Source organism: Salinicola tamaricis, assembly GCF_003006155.1.
Classification (GTDB): Bacteria; Pseudomonadota; Gammaproteobacteria; order Pseudomonadales; family Halomonadaceae; genus Salinicola; species Salinicola tamaricis.
Genome location: NZ_CP023559.1, coordinates 1,708,590 through 1,730,267 on the forward strand (window position 1 = coordinate 1,708,590; position 21,678 = coordinate 1,730,267).

At 66.9% G+C, this 21,678-nt stretch carries 22 protein-coding genes and 7 pseudogenes; 18 read left to right on the top strand and 11 right to left on the bottom strand.

Annotated features, from left to right (window positions below; genetic code table 11):
- Window positions 1-3: 3 nt before the first annotated feature.
- The 9 genes and pseudogenes from CN538_RS07930 to CN538_RS07960 form a co-directional block, all read right to left on the bottom strand.
- Window positions 4-1,215, bottom strand: a complete 1,212-nt coding sequence (locus CN538_RS07930; protein WP_207233676.1) for an OprD family porin — start codon at window positions 1,213-1,215, stop codon at window positions 4-6.
- Window positions 1,216-1,490: 275 nt separating this feature from the next.
- The gene (locus tag CN538_RS07935) at window positions 1,491-2,459 is read right to left on the bottom strand and encodes an alpha/beta hydrolase-fold protein (protein ID WP_106419090.1); all 969 of its coding nucleotides are present in this window, start codon (window positions 2,457-2,459) and stop codon (window positions 1,491-1,493) included.
- Window positions 2,460-2,544: 85 nt separating this feature from the next.
- Window positions 2,545-2,895 carry a hypothetical protein gene (locus CN538_RS20275; protein WP_164999535.1) on the bottom strand — a complete coding sequence of 117 codons (351 nt, stop codon included), beginning with the start codon at window positions 2,893-2,895 and terminating at the stop codon, window positions 2,545-2,547.
- Window positions 2,896-3,147: 252 nt separating this feature from the next.
- Window positions 3,148-3,297 (bottom strand): annotated as a pseudogene (locus CN538_RS26105) (hypothetical protein); the annotation flags it as partial.
- 67 nt (window positions 3,298-3,364) lie between these two features.
- Window positions 3,365-3,934, bottom strand: a pseudogene (locus CN538_RS26110) (lyase family protein); the annotation flags it as partial.
- Window positions 3,935-3,971: 37 nt separating this feature from the next.
- Window positions 3,972-5,363, bottom strand: a complete 1,392-nt coding sequence (gene dcuC, locus CN538_RS07945) for a C4-dicarboxylate transporter DcuC (protein ID WP_106419092.1) — start codon at window positions 5,361-5,363, stop codon at window positions 3,972-3,974.
- 258 nt (window positions 5,364-5,621) lie between these two features.
- Window positions 5,622-6,050, bottom strand: a complete 429-nt coding sequence (locus CN538_RS07950) for an organic hydroperoxide resistance protein (RefSeq protein WP_106419093.1) — start codon at window positions 6,048-6,050, stop codon at window positions 5,622-5,624.
- A 91-nt stretch (window positions 6,051-6,141) separates the two neighbouring features.
- Window positions 6,142-6,588, bottom strand: a complete 447-nt coding sequence (locus tag CN538_RS07955) for a MarR family winged helix-turn-helix transcriptional regulator (RefSeq protein ID WP_106419094.1) — start codon at window positions 6,586-6,588, stop codon at window positions 6,142-6,144.
- A gap of 42 nt (window positions 6,589-6,630) precedes the next feature.
- Window positions 6,631-7,587: a LysR family transcriptional regulator gene (locus CN538_RS07960; RefSeq protein WP_106420586.1), complete on the bottom strand. Its 957-nt coding sequence runs from the start codon at window positions 7,585-7,587 to the stop codon at window positions 6,631-6,633.
- Between the two features lie 185 nt (window positions 7,588-7,772).
- Here CN538_RS07960 and CN538_RS07965 point away from each other — a divergent pair, with 185 nt between their 5' ends.
- Window positions 7,773-8,846, top strand: a complete 1,074-nt coding sequence (locus tag CN538_RS07965; RefSeq protein WP_106419095.1) for an SDR family oxidoreductase — start codon at window positions 7,773-7,775, stop codon at window positions 8,844-8,846.
- A gap of 106 nt (window positions 8,847-8,952) precedes the next feature.
- Here the strand turns inward: CN538_RS07965 and CN538_RS07970 are convergent, their stop codons facing one another.
- Window positions 8,953-9,792 carry an inositol monophosphatase family protein gene (locus CN538_RS07970; RefSeq protein WP_106419096.1) on the bottom strand — a complete coding sequence of 280 codons (840 nt, stop codon included), beginning with the start codon at window positions 9,790-9,792 and terminating at the stop codon, window positions 8,953-8,955.
- A gap of 300 nt (window positions 9,793-10,092) precedes the next feature.
- Between CN538_RS07970 and CN538_RS07975 the strand changes: the two are divergent.
- Window positions 10,093-11,315 (top strand): annotated as a pseudogene (locus CN538_RS07975) (ATP-grasp domain-containing protein).
- A 58-nt stretch (window positions 11,316-11,373) separates the two neighbouring features.
- Window positions 11,374-13,368, top strand: a pseudogene (locus CN538_RS07980) (hypothetical protein).
- Between the two features lie 70 nt (window positions 13,369-13,438).
- On the opposite strand, the gene CN538_RS07985 reads toward CN538_RS07980, so the two are convergent.
- Window positions 13,439-14,623, bottom strand: coding sequence for an MFS transporter (locus tag CN538_RS07985; protein WP_164999537.1), 1,185 nt, complete (start codon window positions 14,621-14,623; stop codon window positions 13,439-13,441).
- 513 nt (window positions 14,624-15,136) lie between these two features.
- Here CN538_RS07985 and CN538_RS24235 point away from each other — a divergent pair.
- The 15 genes and pseudogenes from CN538_RS24235 to CN538_RS22410 all read left to right on the top strand — a co-directional run.
- A pseudogene (locus CN538_RS24235) lies at window positions 15,137-15,457 on the top strand (amidase family protein); the annotation flags it as partial.
- A gap of 37 nt (window positions 15,458-15,494) precedes the next feature.
- Window positions 15,495-15,608 (top strand): annotated as a pseudogene (locus CN538_RS24240) (hypothetical protein); the annotation flags it as partial.
- Window positions 15,609-15,918: 310 nt separating this feature from the next.
- On the top strand, window positions 15,919-16,320 hold the full coding sequence (locus CN538_RS22380; protein ID WP_242495657.1) for an amidase family protein: 402 nt from the start codon (window positions 15,919-15,921) through the stop codon (window positions 16,318-16,320).
- Window positions 16,301-16,507: pseudogene (locus CN538_RS25065) on the top strand (flavin-dependent monooxygenase); the annotation flags it as partial. The gene CN538_RS22380 and the pseudogene CN538_RS25065, both read left to right, overlap by 20 nt.
- Before the next feature lie 130 nt (window positions 16,508-16,637).
- Entirely contained in the window at window positions 16,638-17,036 is a 399-nt protein-coding gene (locus tag CN538_RS22385; RefSeq protein ID WP_242495658.1) for an acyl-CoA dehydrogenase family protein, read from the top strand.
- On the top strand, window positions 17,036-17,257 hold the full coding sequence (locus CN538_RS22390) for a hypothetical protein (RefSeq protein WP_242495771.1): 222 nt from the start codon (window positions 17,036-17,038) through the stop codon (window positions 17,255-17,257). The genes CN538_RS22385 and CN538_RS22390 overlap by 1 nt, the downstream gene beginning before the upstream one ends.
- 28 nt (window positions 17,258-17,285) lie before the next feature.
- On the top strand, window positions 17,286-17,450 hold the full coding sequence (locus CN538_RS22395) for an acyl-CoA dehydrogenase family protein (protein ID WP_242495659.1): 165 nt from the start codon (window positions 17,286-17,288) through the stop codon (window positions 17,448-17,450).
- A gap of 55 nt (window positions 17,451-17,505) precedes the next feature.
- Window positions 17,506-17,853: an IacB protein gene (locus CN538_RS08000; RefSeq protein WP_106419098.1), complete on the top strand. Its 348-nt coding sequence runs from the start codon at window positions 17,506-17,508 to the stop codon at window positions 17,851-17,853.
- A gap of 89 nt (window positions 17,854-17,942) precedes the next feature.
- A complete protein-coding gene (locus CN538_RS24245; RefSeq protein WP_277985121.1) occupies window positions 17,943-18,698 on the top strand; it encodes an aromatic ring-hydroxylating oxygenase subunit alpha in 756 nt (251 codons plus the stop codon).
- A gap of 5 nt (window positions 18,699-18,703) precedes the next feature.
- Window positions 18,704-19,219 (top strand): SRPBCC family protein, encoded by a 516-nt coding sequence (locus CN538_RS24250; protein ID WP_277985122.1) that lies wholly within the window; start codon window positions 18,704-18,706, stop codon window positions 19,217-19,219.
- 31 nt (window positions 19,220-19,250) lie between these two features.
- Complete coding sequence (locus tag CN538_RS08010; protein ID WP_242495660.1) at window positions 19,251-19,706, top strand: aromatic-ring-hydroxylating dioxygenase subunit beta; 456 nt, start codon at window positions 19,251-19,253, stop codon at window positions 19,704-19,706.
- Window positions 19,706-20,461 carry an SDR family NAD(P)-dependent oxidoreductase gene (locus tag CN538_RS08015; RefSeq protein ID WP_242495661.1) on the top strand — a complete coding sequence of 252 codons (756 nt, stop codon included), beginning with the start codon at window positions 19,706-19,708 and terminating at the stop codon, window positions 20,459-20,461. Before CN538_RS08010 ends, CN538_RS08015 begins: the two co-directional genes overlap by 1 nt.
- A gap of 10 nt (window positions 20,462-20,471) precedes the next feature.
- On the top strand, window positions 20,472-21,095 hold the full coding sequence (locus tag CN538_RS22400) for a ferredoxin reductase (protein ID WP_242495662.1): 624 nt from the start codon (window positions 20,472-20,474) through the stop codon (window positions 21,093-21,095).
- Window positions 21,026-21,442, top strand: a complete 417-nt coding sequence (locus CN538_RS22405; protein ID WP_242495663.1) for a 2Fe-2S iron-sulfur cluster-binding protein — start codon at window positions 21,026-21,028, stop codon at window positions 21,440-21,442. The genes CN538_RS22400 and CN538_RS22405 overlap by 70 nt, the downstream gene beginning before the upstream one ends.
- A 101-nt stretch (window positions 21,443-21,543) precedes the next feature.
- The gene (locus tag CN538_RS22410; RefSeq protein WP_242495664.1) at window positions 21,544-21,654 is read left to right on the top strand and encodes a tautomerase family protein; all 111 of its coding nucleotides are present in this window, start codon (window positions 21,544-21,546) and stop codon (window positions 21,652-21,654) included.
- The last annotated feature ends 24 nt before the right edge of the window (window positions 21,655-21,678 follow it).

The window sequence follows — 21,678 nt, forward strand, 5'->3', positions numbered from 1 at the left end:
ACGTTACAGTTTCAAGGTATAGCCGAGCAGGATGCGGTTCTCGTTGGCGTCGCGGGTGAAGTTGGCGCGGCGTGAGGCGTTGCGCCAGCGCAGCGACAGCCCCTCGAGCATGCCCCCCTGGACGATGTACTCGATGTCGACATCCCGCTCCCACTCCCGCGCCTCGCCGTCGAAGCCGCGGACGCTGGCCTGGTCGCCGGTCGCATACCGGAGCATGAACGTCAGCCCAGGCAGGCCGAGATCGCTGAAGTCGTAGTCGTAGCGGGCGTGCCAGACCCGCTCGCCGGTCTCGGTGAAGTTGCTGATCTGGTACTGGGAGAACAGGTAGACGTTGGTACCGCTCAGATAGGTGAACGGGGTATCGCCGAACTGGGACTGGTAGCCGCCACTCCAGGTATGTGCGCCCAGCCGATAGCGCAGCCGCGTGCTGACGGCGCGGTTGTCCACCTCGCCGGCCTCGGCGGCGCCCTGCTCGCTAGCGTCGAAATAGCGGATGTCGGCGCCCAGCCGCCCCGATCCGAGATCGATGCCGTCGCTCAGCCCAACATAGTGCTGGCGATAGATATCCTCCAGCTGCGCATAGTGATAGCCGAGGCGGGCGCGCTTGCCGAGATGGTACTCCCCGCCGATGAACTGGAAGCGGTTACTGGTGGCCCTGCCGTAGGCGCCGCTCTTGCGATTCAGCGCCATCGGCTCGTGCTCGGTCTCGTCGCGCTGGCGGGTGCGGTTGAGCTGGCCCGCCGTCAGCTCCAGACCCTCGATGTCGGTGGAGGTGATCTGGGTGCCGAGGAACGACTGCGTGAACAGCCGGCTGGCATTGGGTCGCAGCGACGGCAGGCTCGGCTCGAGATAGCCGTAGCGCAAGATGCTCTCACCGGCGCGGATCTTGGCGGTGGCGCCGAACTTGGTGTAGTCGTCCTCGGCGCGGCCGTCGTCATCGATCTTTAGCAGGCCGGTGCCGGCCCGGGACGGGCTCGAGTCGAGCTTCACGCCCAGCATGCTGATGGTGTCGACGCCGAACCCGATCGGGCCCTCGGTGAAGCCGGAGTCGGCCCGGAACAGAAAGCCCTGGGCCCACTCCTCGCGCTTGTTGTCGTCCCGGTTGCCCTCGAGGTAGTCGCGGGTGATGAAGTAGTTCTTGAGCTCCAGAGAGGCGGTGCTGTCCGCCAGGAAATCGGCCTGGGCCGGGGTGGCGAGGGTCACTGTCAATGCCACAGTACAGGCGCCCGCGAAAGTCGTGATCGATAAAGGCGTCTTTATCGACAGAGGGGAGCGTGCGTGTGCGAATCGGGACCGCCGGGACATGTGGCGGTGGCATGGCGTGATCATGGTGAACTCCTGTCGTTTTTCATGTTGTAGGGGAGCTGCTGGCGCGGCCGCTCGAGGCTCGACGCTGGCTCTCGAGCGGACGCAGGTTCCCTGCCTCGCCCGCTGAGCGGACGAGGGGTAGTGATCGAAAGGGTGAAAGGCGAGTATCGAAAGACGAAAGCCTAGTCAGGCGTGCTCTCCGGCGCGGTCTCCGGGGTCACGACATCGAAGGCGCCATCGCGCTCGAAGGCGGCGAACTGCTTGGCGGCGAAGGGCGCGATGCCGGCGTTGTCGTGGCCGACACCGGGCACGGTCTGGAACGCCCAGTGGAAGTCGAAGCCGTAGCGGTTGGCCTTCTGCTCGGCGGTTTTGTAGTAGACCCAGGCGCGCTCGACCCGGTTGTTGCCCTGGGCCATCGCCTGATAGCTGCGGCGCAGATACTTGTGCCAGGGATCGGTGTCCTCGGCGCCGACCGTCACCAGCAGGTTGAGGCCGGCAAGCTGGCGCTGGGCATCACGATCGACTGCGACCGGCGTATCCTTGAGTCCGTAGGGCCATTCATTGTCGGTATCGGGCAGCGTCCACCATCCCGCCGCCGAGCAGATCGCCGCCTGGATTCGCGACTGTGGCACGAAGGTCAGCATGCGGTGGACGAACTGACAGCCGGCGCTGTGGCCGAACAGGTAGTAGCGCTGGCGCTCGGTCTGGCCGGACTGCTCGAGATCGCTGAAGAGATCGTCGATGACGGTGTAGGACCACGCCTCGGGCGGGTTGGGCTGGCCATCTTTCGCGACCAGATTGCCCAGGTTGTAGCCGGCGACGCCGGGATAGTCCTGCTTGGAGAAACGTGGCACCACGATGGTGAAGCCGTATTCGTCGGCGGCCTTGATCCAGGCGTCGCGATAATCCTCGGCGTTGCGCTTGAGGCCGGTCAGCACGAACACGATCGGTGTCTTGGCATCGGCCCCCTTGGGCACGTAGCTGGCCACCTCGATCTGGCGCTGGCTCTCCGGCAGGGTGAAGGTCGATTCATGGCTGCCCGTGGCCAGGGGTGGGGCGGTCTGGGGCGTCTGTGACTGTGCCAGCGGCGACAGGGCGAGGCCGCCCAGCGCGAGCAGGAGGCCGAGATAGCGTCTTGGTGTTGTTGGCATGATCCTTCCTCTTTTTCTTGTCGATGCGTTCTTGTCGATGCGGCGTTGTGCCACCGATGCGCTTGGCGCATCGGTGGGGTGGTTCTCATTCCGGGCTGTCAGCGCGCCGACGCGGGTATTTCCGTAAGTTCCCGAGCCAGGCGTGCGGCGAGGTCGCGGGCGGAGGCGGCCATCGCCAGCGCGATCTGGCGGCTCTGGCCGGTGTGTAGTGCTCGGGGCTGAGCGCACGTTCGAGCGCGTCCCGGTCGCCATAGTGGCGGCGCACGGTGTCGTCCTCGAACAGCGCCTCGGCAAAGGTGCGAGCCCCGTCGCGACTGGCGACGATGGCGTCATGGACGAGGTCATGGGCGCGCTGGCGGCCGATCTCGTCGCTCAGTTCGAGCATGATGTGTTCGGACATCAGCGGTGCAGCGTTCGCCATCAGGATCTCGCGCATCCGCTCGGGTGGGGGACCAGTCGGGTCAGCAGCGTGCTCTGGGTGGCGGCAACGCGATAGGCGAGCGCACCGGCCTGGTCGAGCAGCTTGTAGAGGCGGAAGTTGCACGCCGCATCGCCCTCGTGGGAGGGGCGCGCGGTCTCCAGCGCCGCGTGCCACCAGGCTGCGCAGCTCGCCGGCCTCGGCCAGCAGGTTGACGGCATACTTGGGGTTGAACTTGTGCGGCATGGTGCTGCTGCCGACCACCTCTTCGCCCTGGTTCTCGCTGACCTCCTCGAACTCGTTGGCCATCAGCATGTAGAGCTCCTGGCCCAGGCGCTCGCAGCCGGCGGCGTAGAGCCCTAGCGTGGTGATGTACTCGACCAGGCCGTCGACGGCGGCGCGGGAGTGGACCCGCGACACGCCGAGGCCGAGCCGGGCGGCCAGCGCCTGGGCCAGTGCCTGCCCCTCGGTCGCCGTAGCTGTGCATGGCGCCGCTGGCGCCGCCGAAGGTGAGCACGAAGGCGCGGGACTCGACCGCCTCCAGCCGCTCGACGTTGCGCTCCAGCTCCTCGATCCAGCCGGCGACCTTGTAGCCGAAGGTGATCGGCAGGGCGTGGCGGCGATTGGTGCGCGAGACGCAGGGCCACTCGGCGCCGCGCTCGGCGAGATCCGCCAGACACTCGAGCTGGGCCGCGAGCTGCGCCTTGAGCCAGCGATGCGAGCGTGCGAGCTGCAGCATCTTGCCGGTGAGGATGATGTTCTGGGTGGTGGCACCGAGGTGGACATAGCCGCCGGCATCGCCGTCGCAGCGCGCGGCCAGCGCCCGCACCAGCGACATCACCGGCGACAGGGTGCGTTCGATATCCACCGCCAGCGCCTCGCGGTCGAGCTGGTCGAGGGTCGCGCAGCGCGCGATCTCGGCGGCGGCGGCGGCAGGGATCATGCCCTGCTCGGCCTGGGTCAGGGCCAGCGCACGCTCGACCTCCAGCCACGCCTGCCAGGTGGCGTCACGCGAGAAGATAGTATCGGTCGACTCGGGAAGCGGGTCGGTCTTCATGTGGGGTTCCTTGGTCCGGTGCCTGGGCGATCGGGGATCAATTGACGCCGACGAACAGCGCGGTATAGACGAACAGCACCACCAGGCCGCCGATCAGCGGAATCGCGGTGCGCTTGACGATATCGATGGGCGAGCAGCCGGCGGCCTCGCTGACCGCGATGATCACCCCCGAGACCGGCGACAATGAGCGCGCGATCCCGGCGGTGAACTGCAGCGGCAGCAGCAGGGCCACCGGGCCGGCGGCCGTGGCGGCAGCGACGTTGGGCGCCAGGCCGGCGAAGGAGAAGAACGCCGCGTTGCCGGAGCCGGTGAGAATCGCGGTCACCGCCACCAGCAGACAGGTGACCAGGGTCATCCCGAACAGGCCGAAGCCCGCACCCTGGGCGGCGCCGATCATGAAGTCGATGGCGCCGATGGCAGTGAGCCCGGCGAAGAACTCGGCACAGATGATCAGCGAGATGATCGAGGAGAACATCTGGCCCATGCCCTGGAAGAAGGTCATGAAGCCCTTGAACACCGCCTGAAGCTCGCGCCGCTTGCGCACCATCTCGCAGAACAGGCCCAGCACCGCACCGATGATCATCGCCGTCACCACGCCGATCTCGATCTGATGGATCAGCAGCTTGCTGAAGACCAGGATCAGCGTCAGCGGCAGGATCGGCAGCAGCGCATAGAAGCCGGGCACGCGCTGGGCTTCCGTCTCGCCATCGGCGACGGCATGGGCGGTCGGATCGGGGTCGACCACGTGGCCGCTGCGACGATCGAAATACTTGGCGCTGAAATAGGTCAGCACGCAGATCACCGGCACGATGAACAGCGACGCCGGAATCTGGTACTGGGCGAAGTAGATCGCCACATCCATGTTGGCGGTATGCGCCGCCAGGTTGGCGGTGCCGGAGGCCGGCCCCAGGTCGAGCACCGAGGTCATGCCGATCATCGCGGCGGCGGAGGAGGCCTTGCTGACGCCGAGGCGCACCAGGGTGGGGTAGAGCGTGACCAGCAGCAGCATGGCCAGCCCCGCCGCGCTGGGGATGAAGATATTGAGCACCTGGCCCACCGCATAGCCGAGCGCCAGCACCAAGTAGGGCGCACGCATCCGGGCCAGCGGCCGGGTGCCGATATTGACCATCGCCTGGGTGGCGCCGATATGGTCCATGTACTTGGCGAAGCCGCCAGCGGCCATGATGATCAGCCCCAGCCCGGCCAGGCGGTAGGACATGATCTGGTGGATGAACTCGAAGATATCGAAGCCGGCCCAGCCGCTGGTCTGGGTCTCCTTGAACAGGATCGACTGGGCGGGGAAGAACAGCGCCGTGGCGACGAACAGGGCCAGGCCGGCCAGCAGCAGCACGGTCTGCGGTTGGTATTTCTTGATGACCAGCGTGCCGGCGAAAGCCGTTACCGCCATGGCGATGAGAAACGCGACCATGATCGAATCCCTTGGTTGTTGGAGTCGACACGGTAGTCAGCGGCGACGGCGCGAGACTATTGCGTTGTTGCTATGTCCGCATTGCGTTTTTGCATGATCCTGTAAGAATTTGATTTTAAAAGTTTTTATAGATTGCTAAAAAGTGGCGTTATGGGTCGCTACGACCAAAGCACGACGCCCCGCCCCCTTTGCCAAGGGGGCGGGGCGCAGGGATGGGCGCACCCGTGTGAGGCGAGCGTCGGCGCTGCCGACGCCGGCTCAGACCTCGACGTTGAGGGTGACGTCGATATTGCCGCGGGTGGCGTTGGAGTAGGGGCAGACCTGATGCGCTTTCTCGACCAGCGCTTCGGCCTGCTCGCGCGCCATGCCCGGCAGCTTCACCGTCAGCGTGGCTTCGATGCCAAAGCCGTCACCCTTGGGGCCGATGCCGACTTCACCCTGGATCTGAGTGTCGTTGGGCAGCTTGGCCTTCTCTTGCGATGCCACCAGCTTGAGCGCACCGATGAAGCAGGCGGAGTAGCCAGCGGCGAACAGCTGCTCGGGGTTGGTGCCGTCACCGCCGGCGCCGCCCAGCTCCTTGGGGGTCGACAACTTGAGGTCGATGGCACCGTCGGCGGCGGTGGCACGGCCGTCGCGGCCGCCAGTGACGGTGGCTTCGGCGCGGTAGAGGACTTTATCGAGTGACATGGAACTGCTCCTTCGGGTTAAAAATCGTCAGCAAGTGAATCGTGCACGATCTATTGGGATAAAAAGGGTCTGCGCCAATCGGGCAAACGCTTCACTGAGTGTCGAGTCGCCGACGCAGCCCATGCAGAGCGCGCAGTTCGGCGGCTTCTTCGGGCGTGCACTGGCCCGCGCAGCCGGCGGCATGCGGGACCGACTTGGCCCGCTCCCGCAGCGCACGGCCCTGATCGGTCAAGGCGATCTCCACCTGGCGTTCATCCTGACGCGAGCGCTGGCGCGTCACCAGGCCGGCCGCTGCCAGGCGCTTCAGCAGTGGCGTCAGCGTGGCCGAATCCAGATACAGGTGTTCGCCGATCTCCGACACCGTCTGCCGATCCCGCTGCCATAGCACCAGCAGGGTCAGATACTGGGGGTAGGTCAGGTCGAGCTCGCGCAGCAGGCCGCGGTAGAGCTTGTTCATCGCCAGTTGCGTGGAATAGATCGCGAAGCAGAGCTGCGATTCGAGCGCCAGGGCGTTGTCGGTGTCATCGGGTGTCGTCATGCAGCCAAGATAGATCGCGCACGATTCAATCGCTAATTAGCTTTATCTATGGTCGCTCGAGAGGCCGCCTATGCCTTCTCGCCACTGATCCCAGGCCGGCCGTGGCCCCAGCGATTCGCGTAGATAGTCGAGAAAGGCGCGCACCTTGCGCGTGCGCAGGCGGCGTTCGGTGGTCAGCACGTGGATATCGCGGCGGCCGGGCATCACCTCGCCGCGCCACGCCTCCAGCAGCGGCACCAGCTCCCCGCACGCAAGCGCATCGCCGATCAGCCAGGTGGGAAACAGCACCAGCCCCTGCCCCAGCAGCGCGGCGCGCAGCAGGCTTTCGGCATCGTTGCTGTAGAGATTGCCGCTGACCTCAAACGGGGTCGAGCCGCTCTGGTCCTGCGCCTGGAAATACCAGCGCTGGCGGCCCATTTCGCCCTGGTAGAGCAGGCAGTTGTGATCGCTCAGCGCCTCGGGGGTCCGGGGTTCACCGTGCGCTTCGAGATAGCTCGGTGCGGCGGCCACCACGTAGTTCATCGCTGCCAGGCGGCGCGCCACTAACGAGGAGTCGGCCAGGTCGCCGACCCGAAAGGTGATGTCCTGGCCCTCGCGCACCGGGTCGACGACCTGGTCGCTCAGCTGCAGTTCGGCGGTGATGCCTGAATGTTGGCGCTGGAAAGCATGCAGCAGCGGCACGATCTGGCGCTGGCCGAAGGCGACGGGGGCATTGATGCGCAGCACGCCGCTGGGGTCGGCGTCGGGGTAGGCCAGCGCCTCCGTGGCGAGATCGAGCCGTTCGAGAATCTCGCGGATCTCCTCGTAGTAGCGCCAGCCCGCGTCGGTGAGCGCGACGGCGCGGGTGTGCCGGTAGAGCAGCGGCTGGCCGAGCGCCTCTTCCAGCCCGCGAATCTGACGCGAGACCGAGGAGACCGCGCGGTGAAAATGCCGAGCGGCGGCGGTGAAGCTGCCGGTCGCGGCGACGCGCTCGAAGACGCGCAGGGCGTTGAGGTCCAGCGCGTCGAGAGCCAGCGCCTGCCGCGTTGTCGGTCTGTTCGTCATCGAGTTGCGCCTCATGCAATAAAGATTTGCGATGCTTTCGATTGTAGCAACGATCAGGCGCTATCAGACTGCGTTCATCGATCCGGCGCACCCCGGATCTTCCTGACTCGATTCCCTGACTGGAAAGGAGGTCATCGACCATGCGTACAGGAACTGCACTCGTCGTCGGCGCGACCGGCATCACCGGCGGCAATCTGGCGTCTTATCTGGTCGCCAGCGGCTGGACCGTCTACGGCCTGTCACGTCGTGCCACCGCGCAGAGCGGGGTGATTCCCGTCGCCGCCGACCTGCTGGACAAGCCCGCCACCGAACAGGCGCTGGCCGGCCTGCCGATCACCCACGTCTTCTACTGCACCTGGATTCGCCGCGACAACGAGCGCGCCAATGTCGAGGCCAACAGTCAGATGATGCGCAACCTGTTCGCCGCGCTCGAAGCGGCGCCGCTCGCGCATGCCTCGCTGGTCACTGGCACCAAGCAGTATCTGGGCTCGTTCGAGGCCTACGGCAGCGGGCGGATCGAGACGCCGTTTCGCGAATCCGAGCCGCGCGTCCCCGGCGATAACTTCTACTACGCGCTGGAGGACGTGCTGTTCGAGGCCGCCGAGCGCCACGGCTTCGCCTGGAACGTACATCGCCCGCATACCGTGATCGGTTATGCCCGCGGCAACGCCATGAACATGGGCACGACACTGGCGGTCTACGCTTCGATCTGCCGCGAGACCGGGCAGCCGTTCGTCTTCCCCGGCTCCCAGACCCAGTGGAATGCGCTGACCGATATGACCGATGCGCTGGTGCTGGCACGCCAGATGGCGTGGGCGGCGACCACGCCGGGCGCGGCCAATCAGGCCTTCAATACCGTCAATGGAGACGTGTTCCGCTGGCGCCGGATGTGGCGCGAAATCGGCGAGTATTTTGGTCTAGACAGTCAGGGGCCCGAAGCCTCGGACGATCCGGCGTCGATGCAGCCGCTGGAGAAGCAGATGGCCGGTGCCGAATCGACCTGGCGCGAGATCGCCGCGAAGCACGATCTGGTCGAGCCGGACGTCGCCAAGCTCGCCTCCTGGTGGCACACCGATGCCGATCTTGGCCGCGACCAGGAGTGCGTCAACGACACCACCAAGTCGCGGGACTTCGGCTTCGACCACTTCCGCGAGACGCGCAGCGCCTTCTTCGACCTGTTCGATCGCCTGCGCGCCGAGAAGATCATTCCCTGATCGATCCAGCTGACCGATGTGGCCCGATTGGCTATAGAAAAGAAAACCGGCGCCTTCTCGGCGCCGGTTTTCGTCGTCATGGATAGTTAAAACGCGCAGGCACTTTTTAGCCCAGAAAGCTGAACTTCTCGCGCAACTGCTCCCAATGCGCCCGCGAGCTGGCCGCCAGCACCGTGCCCTGATGAATCGTCGGCTGGTAGGGCGTGCCATCGAGCAGCGCCGAATAGCCACCGGCCTCGGCGTGGATCATCAGGCCCGCGGCGTGATCCCACGGCATCAGCTTGCCGGTGAGCATGAAGTCGACGAAGCCGAACGCCATGGTGCGGTACTCGTGGCAGGCGCAGCCGAACGCCATCATGCGCTGGAAGTCGGGGAAGGTCGCCGCCAGCTGATACTGCTGCGGCTTGGGGAACAGCCGGATCGAGGTCGAGCCGACCATCTCGTCGAACTTGTCGGTATTCGACACCTGCAGCCGGCGCTGGGTGCCGTCGGGGCGGCCGAACCAGGCGCCCTCGCCGTGGCGCGCGACGATCCAGTCGTCCGCCATGGGGTCGTAGAGCAGCCCGAAGATCGTCTCGCCGAAGCTGGTGGCGGCCAGGATCACGCCGAACTGGTTGAGCCCGCGGGCGAAGTTCCAGGTGCCATCGACCGGGTCGATGATCAGGGCCAACTCGGCGCCGGCGATATCGCCGAGGCTGGCGCTGCCGTCGGCCACCGCCTCCTCGCCGATCACCGTCGCCGCCGGCAGCAGCTCGCGAATCGCTGTCGTCATCATGCGCTCGGCGCCCTGATCGGCATCGGTGACCAGATCGTCCGGTGCGCTCTTCGCGCGGATCGCCGCCTCCGACAGGTTGCGAAAGCGCGGCAGAATCTCGGTCCTGGCGGCATCGCGCACGATCTCGATCAGCTGCTGCTGTTGCTCGAGGCTGATGGCTCTGGCGGGCATACGAATCTCCTGGGCGGTGGGGGAAGCCCCTGGGTATCCGATTCCGGCGTGGTTGACGCCTCTCTGGCGGCAGGGGCTGTTTGTGGTGTATGCACCATGAATGCGGGGCAGTTACGCCCGTCGGGAGGTGCTGTGTTATGGCTCTAAAGAATATTAGAAATTTCGGTTTTCTAGTGCCGATATGCGTTGATTCTGACGGCTTTTGTCAGCGTTTTGGCGGATAGAGTGGCGCCGGTCGGCATCTCCCCTACACTGAGGTAGGCATACATCATAACGACAGCGAACAGGGAGACAACGACCATGGAAAAGAATCCCGACAAGGGCTACATCGCGCTGCTCGGCTGGAGCCTGGGCGCGGTGGAGGCTGCCGCGGCCTTCGACCGTCGCTACGTCGTGGTCGCCCCGGAGTGGGCTGAAGAGTACTGCCGCCAGCACGAGATTCCCTACCTGCCGTGGAATTTCGAACGTCTCAACGACCGTTCGATGGAGATCGCCGAGACCCTGCGCGACATGGGCGTGGACGCGGCGGTGCCGCTGTTCGAGGAGACGGTGGAGTGGGCCGGCGCGATCAACTCGGTGCTGATGCAGAATCCGCGCCTGCACGGCCAGGCGGTGCTGTTCCGTGACAAGGCGCTGATGAAACGCCGCGCGCAGTTGGGCGGCATCCGCGTGGGCATCTTCGAAGAGGCGCACGAGAAAAGCGATGTGGTGCGCTTCTTCAAGCGCGTCAATCAGACGCTGCTCAAGCTCGACGGCGACCCCGAGGATCCGATCCACCTCAAGGCCTTCGACAAGGCCGGCTGCCTCGGGCATCGGGTGATCCGCACCTACGAAGAGATCGACGCCATCCCCGAGAGCGAGTACCCGCTGCTGATGGAGAGCCATCTGGACGGTTGGGAGTTCGCCGTCGAGGCCTGGGTGTGGGACGGCAAGATCCAGTTCCTCAACATCTCCGAATACGTCACCCTCGGCTACTCGGTCTTCGTGCCGGCGACCCCGGAGCTGGAGCAGTACCGCGAGCAGATCACGCGCCAGATCGAGCTGCTGATCAAGACCTTCGACATCCAGTTCGGCCAGATCCACCCGGAGTACTTCGTCACCAGCGACGGCACCATGTACTTCGGCGAAGTCGCTTACCGTCCGCCGGGGTTCAAGGCGTTCGAGCTGATCGAGCGCGCTTACGGCTTCAACGCCTATCAGGCGTCGATGCTGGTGTTCGACCCCAAGGCCACCGCAGAAGAGGTCGCCGCCTTCTTCCCCGAGCCGGTTACCGGCGCCAAAGGGCACGCCGGTTGCTTCGGCGTCTACCCGCGGCGGCGTGTTGTCAGCCGTCTGGAGATCCCGGAAGAGACCGAGCAGCACCCCTATTTCGACTACCACGAACTCAGCGCACCGCTGGAAGCGACCGTGACCAAGCGCACGGCTTTCGGCACCCACTGGGGGCTTTTGTTCTTCTTCGGCGAAGACCCGCACACGCTACGCGACCTGCTCAAACATCGGAGTCGCTTGATTTCTACGTCTGATCCGCGACAGTGGCAGAGTCTTTTCGGATTCGCCCATCGTGGCGGGGAGTGTCAGCGCATGTCGTCAGATAACGAGCTGCCGGTCAGCGAGCAGCGCCTGGATGCGCTGCTGCAACAGCTCGAGGCGGCACTCGCCGCGCTCGAGTCGGCGCCCAGTTTTTCCCGCCCCGGCCGTGCCGGGCGGGTCTTCGATCTGGCGCGGCGTATCCTGCTCGAGCCAGGTGGCTGTGCGGCGCTGGAGCAGCGCGCCCAGGCGATCGAGCAGGCGGGGACCTTCGCCGACTCCGACTGGGCCGAACCGCAGCGGCTGCAGCCGGCGCTGACCCCAGCGTCGCTCGGCAGCCCTCAGGCCGAGACGGTGGTGATCGAAGCGCTCAGCGAACTGCGGCTGCTGGCAGTGGCGCGCGGCGACTACGTGCATCCGTTGATCTCCGCCGAGCAGGCGCACAATCATCTGACCCAGGTACTGGCGCTCAATCTGTCGCGTATCTTCGCCTTCTCCGGCGAGGCCGAGCGCGAGACCCAGGGGCGTCTGGCCGAGGTACCGCGGGCGCTATTACGCTATCTCGCCGAGCGCATCGGCTACGAGTTCATCGTCGAGACCATGATCGACGAGATCTGGCGGCTGCTCGGCCAGCGCCCGCTGATGGTCGCCCCGGTGCGCCGGATGATCGATCAGATGGCGCTGTGCCAGGCCAATCCGGAGATCGATCTCGGCACCAGCGGTCAGGGCGCGGCGCGTCTGGTCAGCAGCTCTATGGGCCGACTCAGGGCTGCCGCGAGGACCCTGGTATCGAGGCCTATGCCGGCCGGCTCGCGGGGATGGACACCGCGGCGCTGCAACAGGAAGCCACCGGCATGGCGCGGGCGATGCACGACACCGGCCTGGTCTCGCCTTATCACCCGGTACTGCTGCGCTATCTGCTCGATCACGGCGATCACCTGATCAGCGAGGCGCTGGGGCTCTCGACCACCGGGCGCGACTGTCTGCTCTGCTATCACCAGTTGATCCGTGCCCTGATCGATGCGGTGGCGCACCCGGCTACTGCCCAGGGCGTCTACGGGCTGGCGCTGCTGCTCGAACGCGGGATTCTCTACCAGCCGCCGTTGGCGCCGGCGCTATGGCGTCAGCTCGGCCTGCTGCTGAGCGACAACGCCCGCCAGCGTCTGCGCCTGGCCTACGGTGACGCCACCACGCCCGAAGCCCGGCTGGTGGAGGGCGTGCTGTGCATGCTCGGCCTGCCGCTGGGCGTGGGACAGGGCAACAACCCCACCTGCCAATCGGCACGGGCACTGTCGATGTGGGCCTACAACGACCCGGACTATCTGTTGCAGATGGTGACCTGGGCGGCCCGCGACGACGAGATCGTGATGCACTTCGAAGGCCAGCCGATCTCATCGAATACCAGTGGCGCCGGGCTCGCCAGCGCGGCATGACGCTGGATCTCGATCCGGTCTCGCTGCTGGTGGTGCCGCACCTGGACCGTATCTATGCCGAAATGGGGCGGCTGTGCATCGGCCGCGAGGGCGACCCGCACCGCTGGGTCAATCCGGAGTTCCACGGTTGGTGGGCCGGGCGCGGCTTCCATATCAGCGTGGACATCGCCAGCGGACGGATCGACGACCCCGAGACCTTCTATCGCCACTTCTACGCCGCCTACCATCCGCTCTACAACGGCAACCAGCCGTTGGTGCATCCGCAGCCGGCGGGGATCGCGGTGACCGACAGCGCCGCGCGCTTCATCGGCTGGCATGCGATCACCATTCTGCGGGCGGCGATCGGCCCCGACGAGGGCATGCGCGTCTACTTCTTCAACCCCAACAACGATAGCGGCCAGGACTGGGCGACGGCGTGCAGGTCAGCACCGACGGCAACGGCGAGCGCTTCGGCGAGGCCTCGCTGCCGTTCGCCCAGTTCGCCTCGCGGCTCTATATCTTCCACCTCGACCCCCAAGAAGAGGGCGCCCCGGCCCATGTCTCCGCCGACGAGCTGGGCGAAGTGATGGGCTACCTGCGGCGTAGCTGGGGTGCCGAGCGTCTGGCCTCGGCCTGAGCTAAGGCCATCATCAGACCCTGGGCCATAACCAGAGCCTGGACCCGGCGCGTTGGCACCGGGGCGGGGCTCAGCCGCCGCCCTGAACCGAGGCCACCTGACGGTCGCGGCCGGCGCCCAGGGCCGCGACCATGGCGCCCAACGCAATGGCCACCAGCAGCCCGCCAACCGCGTTCCAGCCCCCGCAGTCGTGCAGCAGGCCCACCATCAGCGGCCCCAGCGCCGCCAGGGTATAGCCGATGCCCTGGGCCATGGCGGAGAGGCTGGCCGCAGTCAGCGCGTCCGGTGCGCGCAGCGCCAGCAGGGTCAGCGCCATGCTGAAGGTGCCGCCCTGACCCAGCCCCAGGATCACCACCCACACCCAGATGCCACCGATGGGCGCATACAGACCCATCAGGCCAGTGAGCGTCAGCCCCATCACCGCCACCAGCACCGCACGCTGATCTTTCATGCGGCTGCCGATCCACGGCGCCGCCAGCGCCGTGGTCACCTGCAAAAGAATCGACACCGACGCGCCAGCCCCGCGGTGACCGGCGCCAGGCCACGATCCTGCAATAGTGTCGGCAGCCAGCCGAAGACGGTATAGGCGAGCGACGACTGCAGCCCCATGAACAAGCGACACCTGCCACGCCAGCGGGTCGTGGCGCAGGCGCGCCCCAGTGCGTGCCGCCACCCGGGTGGCGGCGCTGCCGCGCAGTTGCGGCAGCCACAGCAGGGCGGCGAGCACCGCAGGCAGCAGCCAGAATGCCAGCGCGCCCTGCCAGTCCGCGCCCAGCGCCTGGCGCAGTGGCTCGGTGGTGCCAGCCGCCGCCGAGGCACCGAGATTGAGCGCTACGGTGTAGAGCCCGGTCATGATGCTGACCCGCTCGGGGAAGTCGCGCTTGACGATGCCCGGCAGCAGCACTCCGATCACGCCGATGCAGCCGCCGGCCAGGGCGCTTCCCAGCAGCAGCCCCAGGGCACCGACGTAGGGTCGTGCCGCCAGTGCTACCCCCAATACCAATAGCGCCAGGAACACGCTGCGCTCCGGGCCCAGCCGGCGCACCAGACGCGGCGCCAGCGGCGCGGCCAGGCCCAGGAACAGCACCGGCAGGGTGGTCAGGATACCCTGCACGCTGGGCGAGAGTGACAGCGCCTCGGCGATGCTGCCGAGCACCGGTGAGACGCTGGTGAGCGCCGGACGCAGATTGAGCGCCACCAGCAGCAGCGCGACGAGAGTGAGCAGGCCCCGGCGGGGCAGAGCGGAACGGGACACGGGATTCATCCTTGAGCATCGCGAAGGCGGCACCCCTGGCGCCGCCGAGACGTGGCGAAGGATGGTGGCTGGCCGCGCCGAGCGCAAGGCACAGTGTGATACGCCGGGTGTATGGCGGTGGTCTTACCGGGTTACGACGAAAGGTGGTTTTACTTTACTTGAAATTTCATGTGATATTGACTGTATTGCAGATGTGGACAGATTCCACGACAACGACAACGACAACGCGAGAGAGCACCATGACCAAGAGACAGCGAGCCGCCAGCGTCTCGCCCCGGGCAGGGGCCGCCGGCCCCACGCGCTGGCCGGCGAGTTCTGACGTCGCCGCCGGCGACCTCCACCCAGGCCATGCCAGGATCTCATCTGCCAGTACCTTCCCTGGAGCGCTTATCGTCGCCCGATCTGGCGGGTATCGCGTGGCGGCGGGTGCCCGGGCTCGAGACCTTCATCGTCCGAGGGGGAGCGAGCGGGCGTTTTTTTATCCAAAAACTTGAAATTTCATGTGATAAGTCAATGAAATCGCCCTCGTCTGCACTCGTTCACGCCCTGGATCTGGGCACCGGCCCCGCGCGGGTCGTGGTCAAGGACAGCATCGACATCGCCGGCTATCCCACCCGCGCCGGTTGCGCGGCGCTGGCCGAGGCACCGCCGGCCACGCGCCATGCGGCAATCGTCGAGCGCACGCTGGCCGCGGGCTATCGCCTCGTCGGCAAGGCCAACCTGCACGAGCTGGCGTTCGGCATGAGCGGGCTCAACGCCTGGACCGGAACCCCCGAGAATCTGCGCTTCCCGGCGCTGATCCCGGGCGGCTCGTCCAGCGGCTCGGCGGCGGCGGTCGCCGCAGGGCTGGCGGAGATCGGCATCGGCACCGATACCGGCGGCTCGATCCGGGTACCCGCGGCATGCTGCGGGCGTCTATGGGCTCAAGCCCACCTTCGGCCGCCTCGACCGCCGTGGCGTCATGCCGGCACACAGCAGCCTCGACTGCGTGGGGCCGCTGAGCGCCGATCTCGACACCCTGGTCGCGTTCATGGCGGCGGTCGATCCCACGTTCGATGCCACCGCCGCTGGCGCCCCGCCCCGGCTGAGAGCGCTGGACGTCGACGCCGATCCGGCGATCCACGCGGCGCTCGCGGCCTGCCTGGAAAGCGCCGGGATGCACAGCGCCGGGATGGACAGTACCACGCACCCCTTGCCGCTGATGGGCGAGGCCTACGCGGCGGCCATGGCGCTGATCAACCGCGAAACCTATCTCGCCTGCCGGCCCTGGCTGGATAGCGGCCGCCTGGGGGCGGATGTCGAGCGCCGCCTGCGCGCCGCCGCCGAGACCACCGACGCCGAGGTGCGCGAGGCCGAGGCGGTGGCGCCGCGCCTTCGCCGCCGCCGTCGACCGGCTGCTGGAGGCGCACACGGTGCTGGCGCTGCCGACGCTGCCGCATTTTCCGCTGACCCGCGCCGCCGCCGAAGGCGGACAGCAGGACCTGACCATCTCGGCCCTGGTGCCCTTCAACCTGTCGGGGCATCCCGCCCTGAGCCTGCCCCTGGCGCCGGATCGCGATCGCCCGGTGAGCCTGCAACTGGTCGGCCGGCGCGGCGATGACGCCGGGGTCTGCCGGGCCGCGCGCTACCTGCTCGGCACTCGCCCGGCGGCAATCCCCACAACCACAGGAGATCGGTATGTACAGCCTGGTCGATAAGGCCCAATGGGGCGGCGAGGCGCGCTTCGATGCGCTGCTCGACGACATTCGCAAGCGACGCGAAGAGTTCGAGGCGCAACGCCATATCTCGGCGGACATCATCGAGGCGTTCAAGGAGATCGGGGTTTACCGGGCCCTGGTGCCCAAGCGCTACGGCGGCGACGAGAAACCCCCGGCCGAGTTCCTGAAGATGGTCGAGGCGATCTCGGCGGCCGACGGTTCCGCCGGCTGGGTCGCTAGTTTCGGCATGAACCCCGCCTACCTGGCCCGCGCTGCCCGAGGAGACCATCACCCGGCTCTGGGCGGACTCCCCGGACGTGGTGTTCGCCGGTGGCATCTTTCCGCCGCACCCAGCCACGCGTGTCGACCGCGGATATCGCATCAAGGGGCGCTGGAAGTTCGCCAGCGGCTGCATGGGCGCGACCCTGTGCGGCGTCGGCATCCAGCCCGACGAGCCCGACGCCGCACCGCGCATGGCAGTGTTGCCGCCCGACCAGGTATGCATCGACCCCACCTGGGACATGGTCGGCATGGTCGCCACCGGCAGCCACGACCTGGTGGTGGATGACGCCTACGTCGCCGAGGAGTGGACTTTCGTGCGCGGCGCCCGGGCGACCATCGACGCCCCTTTCTTCCGTTACCCGGCGCTGGCTTTCGCCGCCCAGGTGCTGGCAGTGACCACCCTGGGCCTGGCGCGCGTGAAGCGCTCGACGTGATGCGGGCCTCGGCCGGGGGCCGCAAGTCGGTCACCGGCGCGCCCAACCTGGGCGAACGCGAATACGCCCAGATCGGCCTGGCCAAGGCCGAGGCCCAGGTGCGCGCTGCCCGCGCCTTCTTCTACGAGAGCATCGAGGTGGCCTGGCGCGCGCCGTCGAGGCGGGCGGCGAGCCGAGTCGCGACCAGATCAATCTGCTGCGCCTGTCGACGACCCATCTGACCCGGGAGTGGCCGAAGCGATCCGTGGCGTGTACCAGCTCAGCGGCATGAGCGGTGCCGACAACGGGCATCCGCTGTCGCGCATCCTGCGCGACTCGATGCTGTGTACCCAGCACGCCTTCATGGGCGAGATCACCTTCAAGAACGCCGGCGCCATCTTCTTCGACCACGACCCGCTGCCGGGCTACCTGTGAGCCGGGCCATCCCTTCGCTGATCGAGCCCCCTACGCACTGACGGAGAACCACGACATGAAGCACCGCGTACTGTTCTGCTGCGGCATCAATCAGAACTTCATGAACGCCACCGCCGACGAGGCCAAGCAGGTCTGGGAAGCCACCCGCACCCTGCTGCAAGGCATCGACGGTCTGCCCGGCGTCACCATCCTGGGGATCATGGACGACGACCGCATTCAGGTCGGGCCCTCCCTCGCCGCGCCCTGGACCTTCTACATCATGGCCGACGTCGAGACCTACGAGGCGATCGTCGAGGCCTGCAACTTCTTCCGTACCACCCCCGTGGGGGACGGTACCTACAAGCTCTGGAAATACTGCCGTGTCGAGGCGCGCATCGGCCGCGAACTCGTCGTCCCCGAGTGACGGACGCCGTATCCGACGTTGCCAGACGAACGTGTCACGACAGACGTTTGGCGAAAGACCCGATAACCGCTAGCTGGCGCGAGGCCATCATGACGATCGACAACCGGATCGACCTCGTCCCTGAACCGGATGAACTGGTGTTCAGGGACCACATCCGCACCCCCATGTACGACGACTCGGCGCTGTTCGACGCCGAGATGGAACGCATCTTCAAGAAGACCTGGGTGTGGGTCGCTCACGCGAGCGAAATTCCCGACAAGGGCTCGTTCAAGCTGTCTCAGGTGGGGCGCGACCCGGTGATCGTGGTGCGCGACCGCAAGGGCGAGATCCACGTCATGGTCAACCGCTGTCGCCACCGGGCGGCCACGGTGTGCGAGGTGAAACAGGGCAAGACCGCCTCGTTCCAGTGCCCCTACCACGGCTGGGGCTACGCCCTGGACGGCTCGCTGCGCGCGCTGCCCTATCCCGAGCAGTACGGCGATGACTTCGACAAGGCGCAGCACGGCCTGCTCAAGCTGCGCACCGACGCCTACGCCGGGATGATCTTCGCCACCTTCGACGAGCAGGCCGAGCCGCTGCTCGATTTTCTCGGGCCGGTGACCCACTGGATCGACCTGTTCATGAAGCAGGGCGCGGGGTATCCGGTCAAGGTGCTCGGCGAGCATCAGTTCAGCGTCCCGATGAACTGGAAGATCCAGCTCGAAAACACCACCGATGCCTATCACTTCCCGGTGGTGCACAAGTCGTTCCTGCGCAGTCGCTGGACGATGAGACCGAGGCGGTCTTCTCGTTCCTCGACCAGGGCAAGGGCTACGTCGAGGATCTCGGCAACGGCCACTCGGTGATGGTGATGATCCCCGAACTTGTGGATCTCGAGGAGAACCTCGACGCGCCGATCCCCGAACGCTTCCAGACCCTGGCCCAGGCGCTGCGCGACGAAGGCCATGACGAGCCCCAGGTGCGGCGCATCGTGCGCGCCGTGGGTGGCGCCGGCTTCAACCTCAACCTGTTCCCCAACGTGTCGTTCTCGCTGGCCTTCTTCCGCGTGCTGACGCCGGTGAGCGTCGATCGCACCGACATCCGGCATATCGCCATCGGCATGGATGGCGGTCCTGACGCCGCCAACCGCGCGCGACTGCGGCTGCACGAGCACTTCCAGGGGCCCATGGGCTTCGGCTCGCCCGACGACGCCGAGGTGTGGGAGCGCATCCAGCGTGGCGTCCAGGGCGGCGCGGCGCTGCCCATCCTGATCAATCGCGGCCTCGACGACGAACAACCCGGCGAGGCAGGCCCGCGCGGGCATATCAGTGCCGAGACCGGCATGCGCGCGGCGTACGACATGTGGAAAAGGATGATGCAGCCATGAATACCCCGACCGATAGCCGCGACGCCCTGCTGTGGGACGCCCAGGCCTTCATCTGGGCCGAGGCGGATATGCTCACCGCCGCGACTACGAGGCGTGGCTCGCCCTGTGGCGCGACGATGGCTTCTATACCTTGCCGATCGGTGATACCCAGAACTTCGACGATGCCCTCAACCTGTGCCACGACGACGCCCACATGCGGCGCGAGCGCATCACCCGCTTCCAGCAGGGCTTCTCTATCTCCTCGGCGCCGCCGGCACGCACCGTGCGCACGCTGTCGCGCTTCGTGATCGAGTCCGTCGACGGCGACGACGTCAGGGTGCGCTGCGCCGAACACCTGATCGAGGACAAGTTCGGGCGCCAGCGCATCTGGGCCGCCGACCTGACCTACACCCTCATCGTCACCCCGGGCGGCTTCCAGATCCGCCACAAGGTGGCACGCCTGCTCAACTCCGATGGGATGCTGAACTCGTTCAGCTATCTGTTCTGATGACGCTACCTGCTCCTGACAAGATCCACACCGCCGTGGTCACCGGTGGCGCGCGCGGCTTCGGCGCCGAGACGGTGCGCGCCCTGCACCGCGCCGGCTTCCGGGTGGTGATCTCCGACATCGATCCCGAGCCGGCCGCGGCGCTGGCCAGCGAGCTGGACCTCTCCGGCGAGACCGCGGTGACCGCGACCCTCGACGTGGCCCGTCCCGAGGACTTCCAGGCCGTGCTCGACAAGTGCCTCGAGCGCTGGGGCTCGGTGGAAGTGCTGGTCAACAACGCCGCCCGCACGGCGGTCCAGGGGGTGCTGGAGATCGACCCCGCGGACTTCAACGCCGTGCTCGCCACCAACGCTGGCGGCACCTTCGCCGGCAGCCAGATCTTCGGCCGCCACTTCAAGGCCCGGGGCTACGGGCGCATCGTCAATCTCGCCTCGCTGGCGGGACAGAACGGCGGCACCGCGACCGGCGCCCACTACGCCGCTTCCAAGGGCGCCATCCTGACCCTGACCAAGATATTCGCCCGCGACCTGGCGCCGTTCGGCGTCACCTGCAACGCCATCGCCCCCGGCCCGATGGACACGCCCATGGTGCGTTCGGTGCTGGGCGACAACCTCGAGCAGGCCATCGCCAATATCCCGGTGGGCCGGCTCGGGGACCCTCAATTCGTCGCGAGCTGGTGGTGGTGCTGCTGGCTGGCCCCAAGGCGGCCTTCGTCAATGGCGCCTGCTGGGACGTCAACGGCGGGATCTACATGAGGTAATGCCAATGGAGACTCCCCAAGCGCGCCTGACGCTGACCATCGACGAACGCATCGACGAGCCTGGCAACATCGCCAGAGTGCGGCTGTGCGCCGCCGACGGCGCCCCGCTGCCGCCGTTCACCGCCGGTGCCCACCTGGACGTGCACATCCGCGACGCCGACATCGACCTGTGGCGACAGTACTCGCTCTGCTCGGACCCGGCCGAGACCGCCTTCTACGAGATCGGCGTGTTGCGTGACCCCAACAGTCGTGGCGGCTCCGAGACCCTGCACCGGATCGTGCGAACCGGCGGCACCCTCGAGGTCGAGGGGCCGAAGAACCACTTCCCGTTGAACGAGGCGGCGCCTCAGAGCCTGCTGTTCGGTGGTGGCATCGGGGTGACACCGATGATCGCCATGGCCCGGCGGCTGCGCGCGCTGGGGCAGGACTTCACGCTGCACTACTGCACCCGCTCGCGGGAGGTCACCGCCTTCCGCGATGCGCTGGCGGCCGCCGGTCTGGCCGAGGCCGTGGTCTATCACCCGACGACGACCCGGCGACCCGGCTCGATCTGGATGCCGTGCTGGCCGAGGCCGATGCCGGGGTCAACGTCTATGTGTGCGGCCCGCAGGGCTTCATGGACTGGGTGATCGGCCGCGCCGGTGCCTTCGGTATCGATGATGCTCGCATTCACCGGGAGTTCTTCTCCGCCGACGTCGACGTCTCGGGCGAGGCCTTCGAGGTGGTCGCCGAACGCTCCGGTGTCACCGTCAGCGTGGGCGCCGAGGACACCATCGCCAAGGCGCTGGCGCGAGCCGGGGTCGAGGTCGAGGTGAAGTGCGAGGAGGGCGTGTGCGGTACCTGCGTGACCGACGTCCTCGATGGCGAGATCGATCACCGCGACCACTTTCTCACCGCCGACGAGCGCGAGGATGGCGACCAGATGTGCGTCTGCTGTTCCCGGGCCCGAGGCAAGCGGCTCGTTCTCGACCTCTGAATCCACAAAAGGAACACAACAATGCCAACCGTTCACGTCTACATGATCGGGGACGCACCCCGAATCAGAAGGAATCCCTGATCCGCCAGGTGACCGATGCCGTGGCGGACTCTCTCCAGGCGCCGCCGGCCAACGTGCGCGTGATCATCAGCGAGATTCCCAAGAGCGACTATGGCATCGGCGGCGAGACCGCCGAGCGCCTGGGCCGCTGACAAGCGTCTGACGACCGCAACGGA

Coding starts and splice junctions, on each gene's coding strand:
- CN538_RS24250 (WP_277985122.1), top strand. CDS start 18,704: ATGATCCCCGAACTTGTGGATCTCGAGGAGAACCTCGACGCGCCGATC.
- CN538_RS22390 (WP_242495771.1), top strand. CDS start 17,036: ATGCGGGCCTCGGCCGGGGGCCGCAAGTCGGTCACCGGCGCGCCCAAC.
- CN538_RS08015 (WP_242495661.1), top strand. CDS start 19,706: ATGACGCTACCTGCTCCTGACAAGATCCACACCGCCGTGGTCACCGGT.
- CN538_RS08000 (WP_106419098.1), top strand. CDS start 17,506: ATGAAGCACCGCGTACTGTTCTGCTGCGGCATCAATCAGAACTTCATG.
- CN538_RS22380 (WP_242495657.1), top strand. CDS start 15,919: ATGTCGAGCGCCGCCTGCGCGCCGCCGCCGAGACCACCGACGCCGAGG.
- CN538_RS07950 (WP_106419093.1), bottom strand. CDS start 6,050: ATGTCACTCGATAAAGTCCTCTACCGCGCCGAAGCCACCGTCACTGGC.
- dcuC (WP_106419092.1), bottom strand. CDS start 5,363: ATGGTCGCGTTTCTCATCGCCATGGCGGTAACGGCTTTCGCCGGCACG.
- CN538_RS07955 (WP_106419094.1), bottom strand. CDS start 6,588: ATGACGACACCCGATGACACCGACAACGCCCTGGCGCTCGAATCGCAG.
- CN538_RS24245 (WP_277985121.1), top strand. CDS start 17,943: ATGACGATCGACAACCGGATCGACCTCGTCCCTGAACCGGATGAACTG.
- CN538_RS07965 (WP_106419095.1), top strand. CDS start 7,773: ATGCGTACAGGAACTGCACTCGTCGTCGGCGCGACCGGCATCACCGGC.
- CN538_RS22400 (WP_242495662.1), top strand. CDS start 20,472: ATGGAGACTCCCCAAGCGCGCCTGACGCTGACCATCGACGAACGCATC.
- CN538_RS20275 (WP_164999535.1), bottom strand. CDS start 2,895: ATGCGCGAGATCCTGATGGCGAACGCTGCACCGCTGATGTCCGAACAC.
- CN538_RS07970 (WP_106419096.1), bottom strand. CDS start 9,792: ATGCCCGCCAGAGCCATCAGCCTCGAGCAACAGCAGCAGCTGATCGAG.
- CN538_RS07935 (WP_106419090.1), bottom strand. CDS start 2,459: ATGCCAACAACACCAAGACGCTATCTCGGCCTCCTGCTCGCGCTGGGC.